Source organism: Streptomyces sp. NPDC006544 (genome assembly GCF_040611715.1).
Taxonomy (GTDB): Bacteria; Actinomycetota; Actinomycetes; order Streptomycetales; family Streptomycetaceae; genus Streptomyces.
This window is the reverse complement of sequence record NZ_JBEXOV010000027.1, coordinates 1-12,800: the sequence shown is the minus strand read 5'-3', so window position 1 is coordinate 12,800 and position 12,800 is coordinate 1. Positions and strand designations below refer to the sequence as shown.

At 72.1% G+C, this 12,800-nt stretch carries 11 protein-coding genes; 8 read left to right on the top strand and 3 right to left on the bottom strand.

The features are described 5' to 3' along the window. The first annotated feature begins 22 nt into the window (after window positions 1-22). From ABZY44_RS15385 to ABZY44_RS15370, 4 genes are all read left to right on the top strand, one after another. Window positions 23-949, top strand: a complete 927-nt coding sequence (locus tag ABZY44_RS15385) for an ABC transporter ATP-binding protein (protein ID WP_356653829.1) — start codon at window positions 23-25, stop codon at window positions 947-949. Next, complete coding sequence (locus tag ABZY44_RS15380) at window positions 946-1,728, top strand: ABC transporter permease (RefSeq protein ID WP_356653828.1); 783 nt, start codon at window positions 946-948, stop codon at window positions 1,726-1,728. The genes ABZY44_RS15385 and ABZY44_RS15380 overlap by 4 nt, the downstream gene beginning before the upstream one ends. Before the next feature lie 80 nt (window positions 1,729-1,808). After that, window positions 1,809-2,945 carry a hypothetical protein gene (locus ABZY44_RS15375; protein WP_356653826.1) on the top strand — a complete coding sequence of 379 codons (1,137 nt, stop codon included), beginning with the start codon at window positions 1,809-1,811 and terminating at the stop codon, window positions 2,943-2,945. Between the two features lie 4 nt (window positions 2,946-2,949). Beyond that, window positions 2,950-3,939 (top strand): COX15/CtaA family protein, encoded by a 990-nt coding sequence (locus ABZY44_RS15370; protein WP_356653824.1) that lies wholly within the window; start codon window positions 2,950-2,952, stop codon window positions 3,937-3,939. A gap of 115 nt (window positions 3,940-4,054) precedes the next feature. Here ABZY44_RS15370 and ABZY44_RS15365 read toward each other — a convergent pair whose 3' ends face one another. The 3 genes from ABZY44_RS15365 to ABZY44_RS15355 form a co-directional block, all read right to left on the bottom strand. Next, window positions 4,055-5,170 (bottom strand): amidohydrolase, encoded by a 1,116-nt coding sequence (locus ABZY44_RS15365; protein ID WP_356653822.1) that lies wholly within the window; start codon window positions 5,168-5,170, stop codon window positions 4,055-4,057. A 154-nt stretch (window positions 5,171-5,324) separates the two neighbouring features. Then, on the bottom strand, window positions 5,325-5,711 hold the full coding sequence (locus ABZY44_RS15360; RefSeq protein WP_356653820.1) for a hypothetical protein: 387 nt from the start codon (window positions 5,709-5,711) through the stop codon (window positions 5,325-5,327). Between the two features lie 15 nt (window positions 5,712-5,726). Then, the gene (locus tag ABZY44_RS15355) at window positions 5,727-6,674 is read right to left on the bottom strand and encodes a heme o synthase (protein WP_356653949.1); all 948 of its coding nucleotides are present in this window, start codon (window positions 6,672-6,674) and stop codon (window positions 5,727-5,729) included. Between the two features lie 267 nt (window positions 6,675-6,941). On the opposite strand from ABZY44_RS15355, the gene tkt reads away from it, so the two are divergent. From tkt to opcA, 4 genes are read left to right on the top strand one after another with little or no spacing between them, the layout of a single operon-like run. Continuing rightward, window positions 6,942-9,029 carry a transketolase gene (gene tkt / locus ABZY44_RS15350; protein ID WP_356653818.1) on the top strand — a complete coding sequence of 696 codons (2,088 nt, stop codon included), beginning with the start codon at window positions 6,942-6,944 and terminating at the stop codon, window positions 9,027-9,029. Between the two features lie 31 nt (window positions 9,030-9,060). Continuing rightward, window positions 9,061-10,179, top strand: coding sequence for a transaldolase (gene tal / locus ABZY44_RS15345; RefSeq protein ID WP_356653816.1), 1,119 nt, complete (start codon window positions 9,061-9,063; stop codon window positions 10,177-10,179). A 5-nt stretch (window positions 10,180-10,184) separates the two neighbouring features. Beyond that, window positions 10,185-11,714: a glucose-6-phosphate dehydrogenase gene (gene zwf, locus ABZY44_RS15340; protein ID WP_356653814.1), complete on the top strand. Its 1,530-nt coding sequence runs from the start codon at window positions 10,185-10,187 to the stop codon at window positions 11,712-11,714. Then, window positions 11,711-12,757 (top strand): glucose-6-phosphate dehydrogenase assembly protein OpcA, encoded by a 1,047-nt coding sequence (gene opcA, locus ABZY44_RS15335; protein WP_356653812.1) that lies wholly within the window; start codon window positions 11,711-11,713, stop codon window positions 12,755-12,757. Before zwf ends, opcA begins: the two co-directional genes overlap by 4 nt. Window positions 12,758-12,800 lie beyond the last annotated feature (43 nt).

The window sequence follows — 12,800 nt, the reverse complement described above, 5'->3', positions numbered from 1 at the left end:
CGGCTCCGTAGACTCAACCTCCATGAGCAACGACCCCGCCGTGGACATCCGCGGACTGGTGAAGCGGTACGGCCCCAAGACAGCGGTGGACGGCCTGGACCTCACCGTCCGCGAGGCCTCGGTCACCGCGGTCCTCGGTCCCAACGGCGCGGGCAAGACGACCACCGTGGAAACCTGCGAGGGCTACCACCGCCCCGACGCCGGGACCGTCCGCGTCCTCGGCCTCGACCCCGTCGCCCAGGCCGACGCCCTGCGCCCCCGCATCGGCGTGATGCTCCAGTCCGGCGGCGTCTACTCCGGCGCCCGCGCGGTCGAGATGCTGCACCACATGGCCAAGCTCTACGCGAACCCCCTGGACGTCCCCGCCCTGGTGGAGCGCCTCGGCCTCGGCGGCTGCGGCCGCACCGCCTACCGCCGGCTCTCCGGAGGCCAGCAGCAGCGCCTCTCCCTCGCCATGGCCGTCGTCGGCCGCCCCGAGCTGGTCTTCCTGGACGAACCGACCGCCGGCCTCGACCCGCAGGCCCGGCGCGCGACCTGGGACCTCGTACGGGAGCTGCGCGCCGACGGCGTGTCCGTCGTCCTCACCACCCACCACATGGACGAGGCCGAGCAGCTCGCGGACGAGGTCGCCATCGTCGACGCCGGCCGGGTCATCGCCCACGGCAGCCCCGAGCAGCTGTGCCGCGGCGGCGCCGAGAACACCCTGCGCTTCACCGGCCGCCCCGCTCTCGACCTCCCCTCCCTGCTCAAGGCCCTGCCCGACGGCAGCCAGGCCGCCGAGCTCACGCCCGGCGCCTACCGGGTCGACGGCGGCGTGGACCCGCAGATGCTGGCCACCGTCGCCGCCTGGTGCGCACAGCACGGCGTAATGCCGGACCGCCTCTCCGTGGAGCGGCACACCCTCGAAGACGTCTTTCTCGAGCTGACCGGCAAGGAGCTGCGTTCATGAGCACCGGTACGTTCACCCCCGCTCCGGGGGCCGCGCCCGTGTCCCGCATGATCCTCGCGCAGGCCTCGCTGGAGACGCGGATGCTGCTGCGCAACGGCGAGCAGCTCCTGCTGACGGTGATCATCCCGTCGCTGCTGCTGGTGCTGTTCTCCGCGGTCGACATCATCGACGTGCCCGTCCGGGAGGGGGGCTCCGGCAAGTCCGTGGACTTCCTCGCGCCCGGCATCCTGGCGCTGGCCGTGCTGTCCACCGCCTTCACCGGACAGGCCATCGCCACCGGCTTCGACCGCCGCTACGGCGTCCTCAAGCGCCTCGGGGCCTCACCGCTGCCGCGCTGGGCGCTGATGGCCGCCAAGACGCTGTCCGTGCTGGTCACCGAGGTGCTGCAGATCGCCCTGCTCACGGTGATCGCCCTCGCCCTGGGCTGGTCGCCGCACGGAGACCCGCTGTCGGTCGCCGTCCTGCTCCTGCTCGGCACCGCCGCCTTCTCCGGTCTGGGCCTGCTGATGGCGGGCACCCTCAAGGCGGAGGCGACCCTGGCCGCCGCCAACCTGGTGTTCCTGCTGCTGCTGGTCGGCGGCGGGGTGATCGTGCCGCTGGACAAGTTCCCCGGCGCGGTCCAGAGCGTGCTCGCCCTCCTGCCGATCTCGGCGCTCTCCGGCGGACTGCGCGAGGTGCTCCAGCACGGGGCCGCGCTGCCCTGGGGCGACGCGGCGGTCCTCGCCGTCTGGGCCGTACTCGGCCTGGGCGCCGCCGGACGCCTGTTCCGCTGGCAGTGAATCCCCTCCCCTGAACCTCGCCCCGGCAGGAGGATGGACGCGTCCACACGACAGCGCACCACCGACGCCGGGGGGCGGGCATGGCGCAGCGGGAAGCCGTTCTGCGGCTGGACGAACAGTGGTCACGGATCCGGTCGGGCGCCGCGCGGGCCCGGCCTGCGGAGGCCGACGCCCTGCTGGCCGAGCTGATCGGCGCGCTGCGCGAGCCGGCCCGCACCGACGCCGAGTGCGCGGCCCGGCTGGGCCTGCGGCTCGGAGACCTGGCGGCCCGCCGCTTCGCGGCCGGGGACCGGGGCGGCGCGCTGGCCGCCGTCGAGGAGGGGCTCCGGTTCTCGCAGCAGGCCGCCGGCCACGCCCCCGAGTTCGCCCGCTGGTACGCCCGCGGCCTCATCAACCAGGGTGTCTGGCTGTCCTGGCCGCTCAGCGACGGGGAGCGGCTGCCCAGGCACCCCCTGGGTTGGGGCTCCGAGAGCGGGCCGAGCGCCATGGAGCGGGCCGCCGGCGAGCGCGCCCTGGACCTGACGCGCAGCGCCCTGGAGGTCTGGGCGGGCCTGGACCAGGGGGATCCGGTCAACCAGCGGGGCCTCGCGCAGGCGAAGGTCTTCCTCGGCGACCGGCTCGCGGAGCTGGGCCTGGCCGAGGACGCGGTGGCCTGGGCGGTGGACGCGGAGGGCTCCTTCCGGCGGCTGCTGCTCGCCGGTCCCGGCGCGGAGGAGTCCCAGGAGGCCGAGGAGGCCCTGGACCACATCGGCCGCCAGCTCGAACTGCGGCTGCGCTTCCTCACCTTCGACTCGCTGGTGAGCCTGCGCGCCCGGGGGCTGCTGCCCGAACGGCTGCTCCCCCAGGCCGTGGTGGCCGCCCGGATCCAGGGCGTCACCGAGCCCGGGATCGCCGCCCGGCTGCACCTGGAGGCCGACCAGGTCCGCACGATGCTCGAGGTGACCCCCTGGCTCGCGGTCTGGCGCATCGAGGTCCGCGGCCCCGACGGGCTGTGGAACGTGCAGTCACATCCCTGGCACGGCAGTACGGAAGTGAGGAACAGGACAGCCGAGGACGTAGGCACCGAATTGGTACGGGGCTTCGCGGCTTCCTCCGACTACCCGGGCGAGGGCGCCCCTTGGCGGATCCGCGTCTGGTGGCACACCGAAGGCGACCCGGCGGTCGCCCGGTTCCGCCAGGTCATCGGCCCGGAAGCGGCGGCGTCCACCCCCTCGTGAAAGTTTGCACAAGGGTCCGCGTACGATAAGGGCCGTGTTGACCCCTCTCGCTTACCTCTCCCGCCGCTGGACTCCGTCGTACCGGACCGTCCGGCGGGCCGCGTTCGCGGCGGTGCTCATGAGCGTCGCCATCGTCGTCACCGGCGGCGCGGTGCGGCTGACCGGATCCGGTCTCGGCTGCGACACCTGGCCCAAGTGCACGAGTGACAGCCTGATCGTCACCCAGGAGCAGGGCTTCCACGGCGCCGTCGAGTTCGGCAACCGCATGCTGACGTACGTGCTCTGCGCGGCCGTTGGCTGGACGATCATCGCCGCCCGCTGTGCCAAGCCGTGGCGCCGCTCGCTGACCCGGCTCGGCTGGCTCCAGTTCGCCCTCGTGATGGGCAACGCGGTCCTCGGCGGCATCACCGTCCTGACGGGGCTCAACCCCTACAGCGTGGCCGGGCACTTCATGCTCGCCACCTCGCTGATCACGGTGACCACGATCACCTGGCAGCGCACCCGCGAGGGCGACGGCCCCGCCCGGCCGCGCGTGCCCGCTCCCGTGCGCAAGCTGTCGTGGGCGCTGCTCGCGGCCGCCGTCGTACTGATCGCCGCGGGCACCGTGGTCACCGGTTCCGGCCCGCACGCGGGGGACAGCAGCGAGATCGAGCGGATGCCCTTCGACTGGTCGGCGGCCGCACACGTGCACGCCGTGTCCGCCTGGCTGGTGTGCGCGCTCGCCGTCGCCATGTGGCTGGTGCTGCGGGTGGTCGACGCCCCGGTCGACACCCGGGCGCGCGCCCGCGACCTGCTGGTCGTGCTGCTCGCCCAGGGCGCCATCGGCTACGTGCAGTACTTCACCCAGGTTCCCGAGGCGCTGGTGGCCGCCCACATGCTCGGCTCCTGCCTGGTGTGGATCGCGGTGGTCCGGGTCGCGCTGAGCCTGCGGGAGCGTCCCGCGGAGCAGGCCGGCATCCCCGCCCAGGGCGACGCCCGGCTCACCACGGTCTGAACCGTCAGCGCCGCGGCCGCCCCGGCGCGCCCGCCCCGACGGGCCGCTCGGCGCCGCGCCGTCCGGACCGGTCCGTCCGCGGACGGGGCGGGAGCGGACGGCGCGGGCGCGGGCCTCAGTTCCGCTCGTCCAGCCGGTAGACGCGGCGTGCGTTGCCCGCCGCGACCATCGCCGCCACCCGCTCCGCGTCCCGCCAGGACCAGGAGCCCTCGGCGACCCAGCCGCCCAGGACCCGGCCCAGCGCCTCACGGAAGACCCGGGCGCCCACCACGTGCAGTTCGGCCAGCCGCCGTCCGCCGCCGCCGAACATCAGCTTTCCGAACGGGGCGCTCTCCAGGCACTCGGCCAGCGCCGCGGCGGCCCGTTCCCCGCTCTGTCCGGGAGCCGCGCCGAGCTCGGCGTACACGTGCGGGAAGACCGTCGCCAGCCGCGCGGCCTGGCGGTGGTGCGGATGTCCGCCGAGCAGGACCAGCCGGGTGCCGAGCCCCGCGGTGGCCCGTACGAAGTCCGTCAGCCGCTCCGGCTCGCCCGCGCCCCCGCCGACGTGCAGCTGGAGCGGCAGCCCCGACGCCAGCGCGCTCCACACCAGGTGGCGCAGGAGTACGGGGTCCCGCACGGCGCCGCCCCTGGGCCGCCCGGCTAGCCACCGCCCGACCGCTCCCCGTACCTCTCCCGGACCGGGCGCCTCCGGCGAGCGCGCCAGGGCGGTGCTCCAGGACAGGGCCGCGTCCCCCTCGTCGCCGCCGCAGGTGAAGCCCACGGCCCCGGCGGCGGCGTGGTGGACGGCTTCGGAGAGGTTGGCGAGGAAGGCGGCCGCGGTCCCGGAGGTGTCGGCGGCCTGTTCGGCCAGCAGTTCCAGCCGCACGAGCTCGAAGGCTTCACCGCCGCCCGCCAGGGCCAGCTCCTTGGGCCCGGTGAGGTCGCCGGGCTCTCCGGTGTCGACCAGCCGGACGGCGACCCCGGAGCCGCGCAGCAGCCTGCGGGCCGACTCGGCGGCGCCCAGTTCGCGGCGCCGGGCGAGGTAGCGGGCGGGGGCGCAGTGCGGTTCGAGGCCGAGCAGCGGCGGGCACCAGCGGCGCAGGGCGAAGCCGGTCTGGGTGTCGAAGAACGTGGTGCCGGCGGCGGGCGGACCGGCCGAGCGGATCAGCTGGGCCTCGAAGGTGGCGAGGCCCAGCTCCGTGCGGAGCACTCCCTGGCAGTACTGGTCCACCAGGGGCGGCGTTTCGATCATCCGGGCATCCCGTTGCGGACGTGAGGAAGGGGCTTCCACACGTCCTAACGGGTGCGCGGGGTGTGAGGTGTCGCTCGGGCTGTTGACCGAGCGGGGGACACGCCCGGGATCGCGGGCATCAAGCCAATGATCCGCAGGGATCCGGCCGACTCGCTCAGGCCGCCGGGCCGGCCGGGTTCGCCGGGCCGGCCGGGTTCGCCGGCCCGCCGAGCTGCATGCCGGCCATCCGGGTCCACTCGTACGGTCCCGTCCGCACGCGCGCGGCGAACTCCCCGTCGAACTCCTCGTGGAGGGTCAGCCCGGCCTTCTCGGCCGCGAGCCGCGCGGTGTCGTACGTCGGGGCCACCAGGTCGCCCCAGCCGCCGTCCGTGCCGACGAGGACGATCCGGGTGCCCGCCTGGCCGATGTGCGCGAGCTGGCCCTCGACGCCGCCGTGCTGCTTGGCGAACGCGCCGATCTGCTTGGCCAGCTTCGCGGCCGTACGGTCCTGCTTCTTGTCCGCCGTGGCGGCGGTCTCCTCGGTCTGTGCCATGGAAGGCATGCTACCGGTGAGTAATCAGCGGAGGAAGGGATCCACGGCGACGGCGACGAAGAGCAGCGACACATAGGTGATCGACCAGTGGAACAGCCGCATCTCCTTGAGCTTCGCGCCCGTCACGCCCGACTTGGCCCGCGCGTTGAGCGCGTGCGCCTCCCACAGCCACCAGCCGCCCGCGACCAGCGCGACCGAGGTGTAGAACCAGCCGGTGTAGCCGAGCGGGGTCAGGAGCAGCGAGACCGCCACCATCACCCAGCTGTAGAGGACGATCTGCTTGGCGACGGCCTTGTTGCCCGCCACGACCGGCAGCATCGGCACGCCGACCCGCGCGTAGTCGTCCTTGACCTTCATCGACAGCGGCCAGTAGTGCGGCGGCGTCCAGAAGAAGATGACGAGGAAGAGGATGACGGCGGCCCAGGAGACCTCGTTCTTCACGGCCGACCAGCCGATGAGCACCGGCATGCAGCCCGCGATGCCGCCCCAGACGATGTTCTGGGAGGTGCGCCGCTTCAGCAGCATCGTGTAGACGACCACGTAGAAGAGGAGCGCGCCGAGCGAGAGTGCCGCGGACAGCCAGTTGATCAGCAGGCCGAAGAACAGGGTCGAGAGCACGGCGAGGGTGATGCCGAAGGCCAGGCACTCCGCCGGGCTGACCATGCCGGTCACCAGGGGACGCTGCGCGGTCCGGTCCATCAGCGCGTCGATGTCACGGTCGATGTACATGTTCAGCGCGTTGGCGCCGCCCGCGGAGAGATAGCCTCCGAAGCAGGTCGCGAGGACCAGCCACAGGGACGGCACGCCCTGCTCGGCGAGGAACATCACCGGCACTGTGGTGATCAGCAGAAGTTCGATGATCCGCGGCTTGGTCAAAGCCACGAAAGCCATGACCCGGGGCCCGAACGGCCGGTGACCGGGGCTCGTCCCGAGCACCCCCGCTGGACGGGATTCGACGGCCGTCACGCACACCCCTGACAGAGAATCCAGCAAGCCCCCGGCCTTGTCCCCGCCATGCGTGGGGGTTTGGTGAGGCTTGCGCGTACCACGCCACTCTAGACGTAGCGCTTACCCCGCCCTGCGCGGGGGTCGCACCGTGTTGGTCCGATCGGCACTCAGACGTCACAACTCGACCGCGGGTACTCGAATAGCTGCACGCTGTGGCGGGGGTAGGCTCGGAATCGCCGGTGCACCGTTCGTCACCGGGACTAGACATGTGGAGAGGAGCCCTGACCCACGGTGAGCACCAAGCCGACGACCACAGAGCTCGACTGGACCGAACTGGACCAGCGTGCTGTCGACACCGCCCGGATCCTGGCCGCCGACGCGGTCCAGAAGGTGGGTAACGGCCACCCCGGCACGGCGATGAGCCTGGCCCCCGTCGCGTACACCCTCTTCCAGAAGGTGATGCGGCACGACCCGGCGGATCCGGAATGGGTCGGCCGCGACCGTTTCGTGCTCTCCGCGGGTCACTCCTCGCTGACCCTCTACACCCAGCTCTACCTGGCCGGCTTCGGCCTGGAGCTGGACGACCTCAAGGCCTTCCGCACCTGGGGCTCCAAGACCCCCGGCCACCCGGAGTACGGCCACACCGCGGGCGTGGAGACCACCACCGGCCCGCTGGGCCAGGGCATCGCCAACGCGGTGGGCATGGCCATGGCCGCCCGCTACGAGCGCGGTCTGTTCGACCCCGAGGCGGCCCAGGGCGCCTCGCCGTTCGACCACATGATCTACGCGATCTCGGGCGACGGCTGCCTCCAGGAGGGCATCTCCCACGAGGCGTCCGCGCTGGCGGGCCACCAGAAGCTCGGCAACCTGGTGCTCCTGTGGGACGACAACCACATCTCCATCGAGGGCGACACGGAGACGGCCGTCTCCGAGGACACCCTCAAGCGCTACGAGGCGTACGGCTGGCACGTCCAGCGCGTCGCGCAGCAGGAGAACGGCGACCTCGACCCGAAGGCGCTGTTCGCCGCGCTCCAGGCCGCCAAGGCCGAGACGGAGCGCCCCTCCTTCATCGCGGCCCGCTCGATCATCGCCTGGCCGGCCCCGCACGCCCAGGGCACGGAGGCCTCGCACGGCTCCGCGCTTGGTGACGACGAGGTCGCCGCCACCAAGCGCGTGCTCGGCTTCGACCCGGAGCAGACCTTCGAGGTCTCCGACGAGGTCCTCGCGCACACCCGCAAGGCGCTGGACCGGGGCCGCGAGGCCAAGGCCTCGTGGGAGAAGGACTTCTCCGCCTGGCGCACGGCCAACCCGCAGCGCGCCGCGGAGTTCGACCGGATCAACGCCAACGAGCTGCCCGCGGGCTGGGAGGACAAGCTCCCCGTCTTCGAGACCGGCAAGGGCGTCGCCACCCGCGCCGCCTCCGGCAAGGTCCTCGAGGCCCTCGGCGCGGTCATCCCGGAGCTGTGGGGCGGCTCGGCCGACCTGGCCGGGTCCAACAACACCACCATCGACAAGAACTCCTCGTTCCTGCCGGTGGGCAACCCGCTGCCGGAGGCCGACCCGTACGGCCGCACCGTCCACTTCGGCATCCGCGAGCACGCCATGGCCGCGACCATGAACGGCATCGCGCTGCACGGACACACCCGTGTCTACGGCGGCACCTTCCTGGTGTTCTCCGACTACATGCGCAACGCCGTGCGCCTCTCCGCCCTGATGCACGTGCCGGTCACCCACGTGTGGACGCACGACTCCATCGGCCTCGGCGAGGACGGCCCGACGCACCAGCCGGTCGAGCACCTCGCCTCGCTGCGCGCCATCCCGGGCCTGAACGTGGTCCGCCCGGCCGACGCGAACGAGACCGCCATCGCCTGGCGCGAGATCCTGCGCCGCCACACCAAGGTGTTCGGCAAGGGCGCCCCGCACGGTCTGGCGCTGACCCGCCAGGGCGTGCCGACCTACGACCGCAACGAGGACGCCGCCAAGGGCGGGTACGTGCTGTTCGAGGCCGAGGGCGGCCCCGCGCAGGTCGTGCTCATCGGCACCGGCTCCGAGGTCCAGCTCGCCGTCGCCGCGCGCGAGGCGCTGCAGGCCGAGGGCGTGCCGACGCGGGTCGTCTCGATGCCGTCCGTCGAGTGGTTCGAGGAGCAGGACCAGGCGTACAAGGACAGTGTGCTGCCGCCGTCGGTCAAGGCCCGTGTCGCCGTCGAGGCCGGCATCGGCCTGACCTGGCACCGCTACGTCGGCGACGCCGGCCGGATCGTCTCGCTGGAGCACTTCGGTGCCTCGGCCGACGCCAAGGTGCTGTTCCGCGAGTTCGGTTTCACCCCCGAGGCCGTGGCCGCCGCCGCGCGCGACTCGCTCGCCGCCGCCGCCCGCTGACGTCCCCAGACCCGTAGGAGATGCAATTCCCATGACAGACGCACTGAAGCGCCTTTCCGACGAGGGCGTGGCGATCTGGCTGGACGACCTGTCCCGCAAGCGCATCACGTCCGGCAACCTGGCCGAGCTCATCGACCAGCAGCACGTCGTCGGTGTCACCACCAACCCGGCGATCTTCCAGAAGGCGATCAGCGGCGGCGAGGGGTACGAGCAGCAGCTCGCCGACCTGGCCGCCCGCAAGGTCACCGTCGAAGAGGCGATCCGCATGATCACCACGGCGGACGTCCGCGACGCCGCCGACATCCTGCGCCCGGTGTACGACGCCACCGAGGGCCAGGACGGCCGGGTGTCGATCGAGGTCGACCCCCGTCTGGCCCACAACACCCCGGCGACCGTCGCCGAGGCCAAGCAGCTGGCCTGGCTGGTGGACCGCCCGAACACGCTCATCAAGATCCCGGCGACCAAGGCCGGCCTGCCGGCGATCACCGAGGTCATCGGCCGGGGCATCAGCGTCAACGTCACGCTGATCTTCTCGCTGGAGCGCTACCGCGAGGTCATGGACGCGTACCTGGCGGGCCTGGAGAAGGCGAAGGCCGCGGGCCTGGACCTCTCCCAGATCCACTCCGTCGCCTCCTTCTTCGTGTCCCGCGTGGACTCCGAGATCGACAAGCGCCTGGACGGCATCGGCTCCGACGAGGCCAAGGCCCTCAAGGGCAAGGCGGCGCTCGCGAACGCCCGTCTGGCCTACGAGGCCTACGAAGAGGTGTTCTCCACCGAGCGCTGGGCTGCGCTGGACAGGGCGCACGCCAACAAGCAGCGCCCGCTGTGGGCCTCGACGGGCGTCAAGGACCCGGCGTACAAGGACACCCTGTACGTGGTGGACCTGGTCGCCCCCGGCACGGTCAACACCATGCCGGAAGCCACCCTGGACGCCACCGCCGACCACGGCGAGGTCTCCGGCGACACCATCCGCGGCACCTACGATGCCTCGCGCGCCGAGCTCGACGCGGTCGCGAAGCTGGGCATCTCGTACGACGATGTGGTGCAGCTGCTCGAGGAAGAGGGCGTCGAGAAGTTCGCGGTGTCCTGGAACGACCTGCTGAAGTCGACCGAGGCGGAGCTCCTGCGCCTTGCCCCCACGGAGGCCTGAACACTTTGTCTGTAAACGGAGCGAACCCGCTTCGTGACGCACAGGACCGGCGGCTCCCGCGCATCGCGGGGCCGTCCGGCCTGGTCATTTTCGGCGTTACGGGTGACCTGTCGCGCAAGAAACTGATGCCTGCCGTCTACGACCTCGCCAACCGCGGGCTGCTCCCGCCGGGCTTCTCGCTGATCGGCTTCGCCCGTCGCGAGTGGCAGGACGAGGACTTCGCGCAGGAGGTCCACGACGCGGTCAAGGAGCACGCGCGCACTCCCTTCCGTGAAGAGGTGTGGCAGCAGCTCGTACAGGGCTGCCGCTTCGTGCAGGGCGACTTCGACGACGACCTGGCGTTCGAGACGCTGAAGTCGACGATCGAGGAGCTGGACAAGGCTCAGGGAACGGGCGGCAACTTCGCCTTCTACCTGTCCGTCCCGCCGAAGTTCTTCCCCAAGGTCGTCGCCCAGCTCAAGAAGCACGGGCTGGCGGACCAGAAGGAAGGTTCCTGGCGGCGCGCGGTCATCGAGAAGCCCTTCGGGCACGACCTGACCAGTGCACAGGAGCTCAACCAGCTCGTGCACGACGTCTTCCCGCCCAACGAGGTCTTCCGGATCGACCACTACCTGGGCAAGGAGACCGTCCAGAACATCCTGGCGCTCCGCTTCGCCAACACGATGTTCGAGCCGATCTGGAACCGGTCGTACGTCGACCACGTGCAGATCACCATGGCCGAGGACATCGGCATCGGCGGCCGGGCCGGCTACTACGACGGCATCGGCGCGGCCCGTGACGTCATCCAGAACCACCTGCTCCAGCTGCTGGCGCTCACCGCGATGGAGGAGCCCGGCTCCTTCCACCCCAAGGCGCTGGTGGCCGAGAAGCTCAAGGTGCTGACCGCCGTGGAGCTGCCGGAGGACCTGGGCAAGCACACCGTGCGCGGCCAGTACTCGGCGGCGTGGCAGGGCGGCGAGAAGGTCGTCGGGTACCTCGAAGAGGACGGCATCGACCCCAAGTCGAAGACCGACACCTACGCGGCCATCCGCCTGGAGATCAACAACCGCCGCTGGGCCGGGGTCCCGTTCTACCTGCGGACCGGCAAGCGCCTGGGCCGCCGGGTGACCGAGATCGCGGTCGTCTTCAAGCGGGCCCCGTACCTGCCGTTCGAGTCGGGCGCGACCGAGGAACTCGGGCAGAACGCCCTGGTCATCCGGGTCCAGCCGGACGAGGGCGTGACCGTGCGCTTCGGCTCCAAGGTTCCGGGCACCTCCATGGAGGTCCGGGACGTCACGATGGACTTCGCCTACGGCGAGTCCTTCACGGAGTCCAGCCCCGAGGCCTACGAGCGGCTCATCCTCGACGTCCTTCTCGGTGACGCGAACCTCTTCCCGCGCCACCAGGAGGTCGAGCTGTCCTGGAACATCCTCGACCCGATCGAGAAGTACTGGGACACGCACGGCAAGCCCGCGCAGTACCCGTCGGGCACCTGGGGACCGGTCGAGGCGGACGAGATGCTCGCACGAGACGGACGGAGCTGGCGCCGGCCATGAAGATCGATCTCACGGAGACCAACTCCAGCAAGATCAACGCCGCGTTGGTGCAGGCGCGCCGGGACATCGGTACGCCCGCCATCGGCATGGTCCTGACGCTGGTGATCGTGACCGACGAGGAGAACGCGTACGACGCGCTCAAGTCGGCGAACGACGCGTCCCGCGAGCACCCTTCGCGGATCGTCGTCGTCATCAGGCGGGTCAGCCGCTCGCCGCGCAGCCGGCAGGGCGCCCGCCTCGACGCGGAAGTCCGCGTCGGGACGGACTCCGGCACGGGCGAAACGGTCGTGCTCCGCCTGTACGGAGAACTGGTGGACCACGCCCAGTCGGCGGTCCTCCCCCTGCTCCTGCCGGACGCGCCCGTCGTCGTCTGGTGGCCCGAGGGTGCCCCGCGGGATCTGGCGGGCGACCCCCTGGGGACGCTCGGCCAGCGCCGGATCTCGGACACCTACTCCGCCGAGGACCCGATCGCGACGCTCGGCTCGCGGGCCGAGGCGTACGCTCCCGGGGACACGGACCTGTCCTGGACCCGGATCACCCCGTGGCGCTCCATGCTGGCGGCCGCGCTGGACCAGCAGACCCACTCGGTGACCTCGGCCACCGTGGAGGGCGAGGCCGACAACCCCAGCTGCGAGCTCCTGGCCATGTGGCTCGCGGACCGGCTGCAGGTCCCCGTCACGCGCACCTCCTCGGGGGGCCCCGGCCTCACGGCGGTCCGTCTGGCGACCCGCAGCGGTGAGATCGTCCTGGACCGCGCGGACGGCTCGCTGGCCACGCTGTGCATGCCGGGCCAGCCCGACCGCGCGGTGGCGCTCAAGCGCCGCGAGACGGCCGAGCTGCTCGCGGAGGAGCTGCGGCGGCTGGACCCGGACAACACGTACGAGTCCTCGCTGAAGTTCGGCGTGGCGAAGCTGACGGCCCCCTCCCCGGCGGCCGGGGAAGAGGCCGAGGCCGCCGAGGCGTCGGCCCCGAAGCCCGGAGCCGAGGCTCCGGCCGTGAAGCGGGCTCCGGCGAAGCCGGCCAAGAAGGCCGCGGCCAAGTAGCACGAACGGCGCCGCCGCGCGGGGGGGGGGCCCCCCCCCGCGG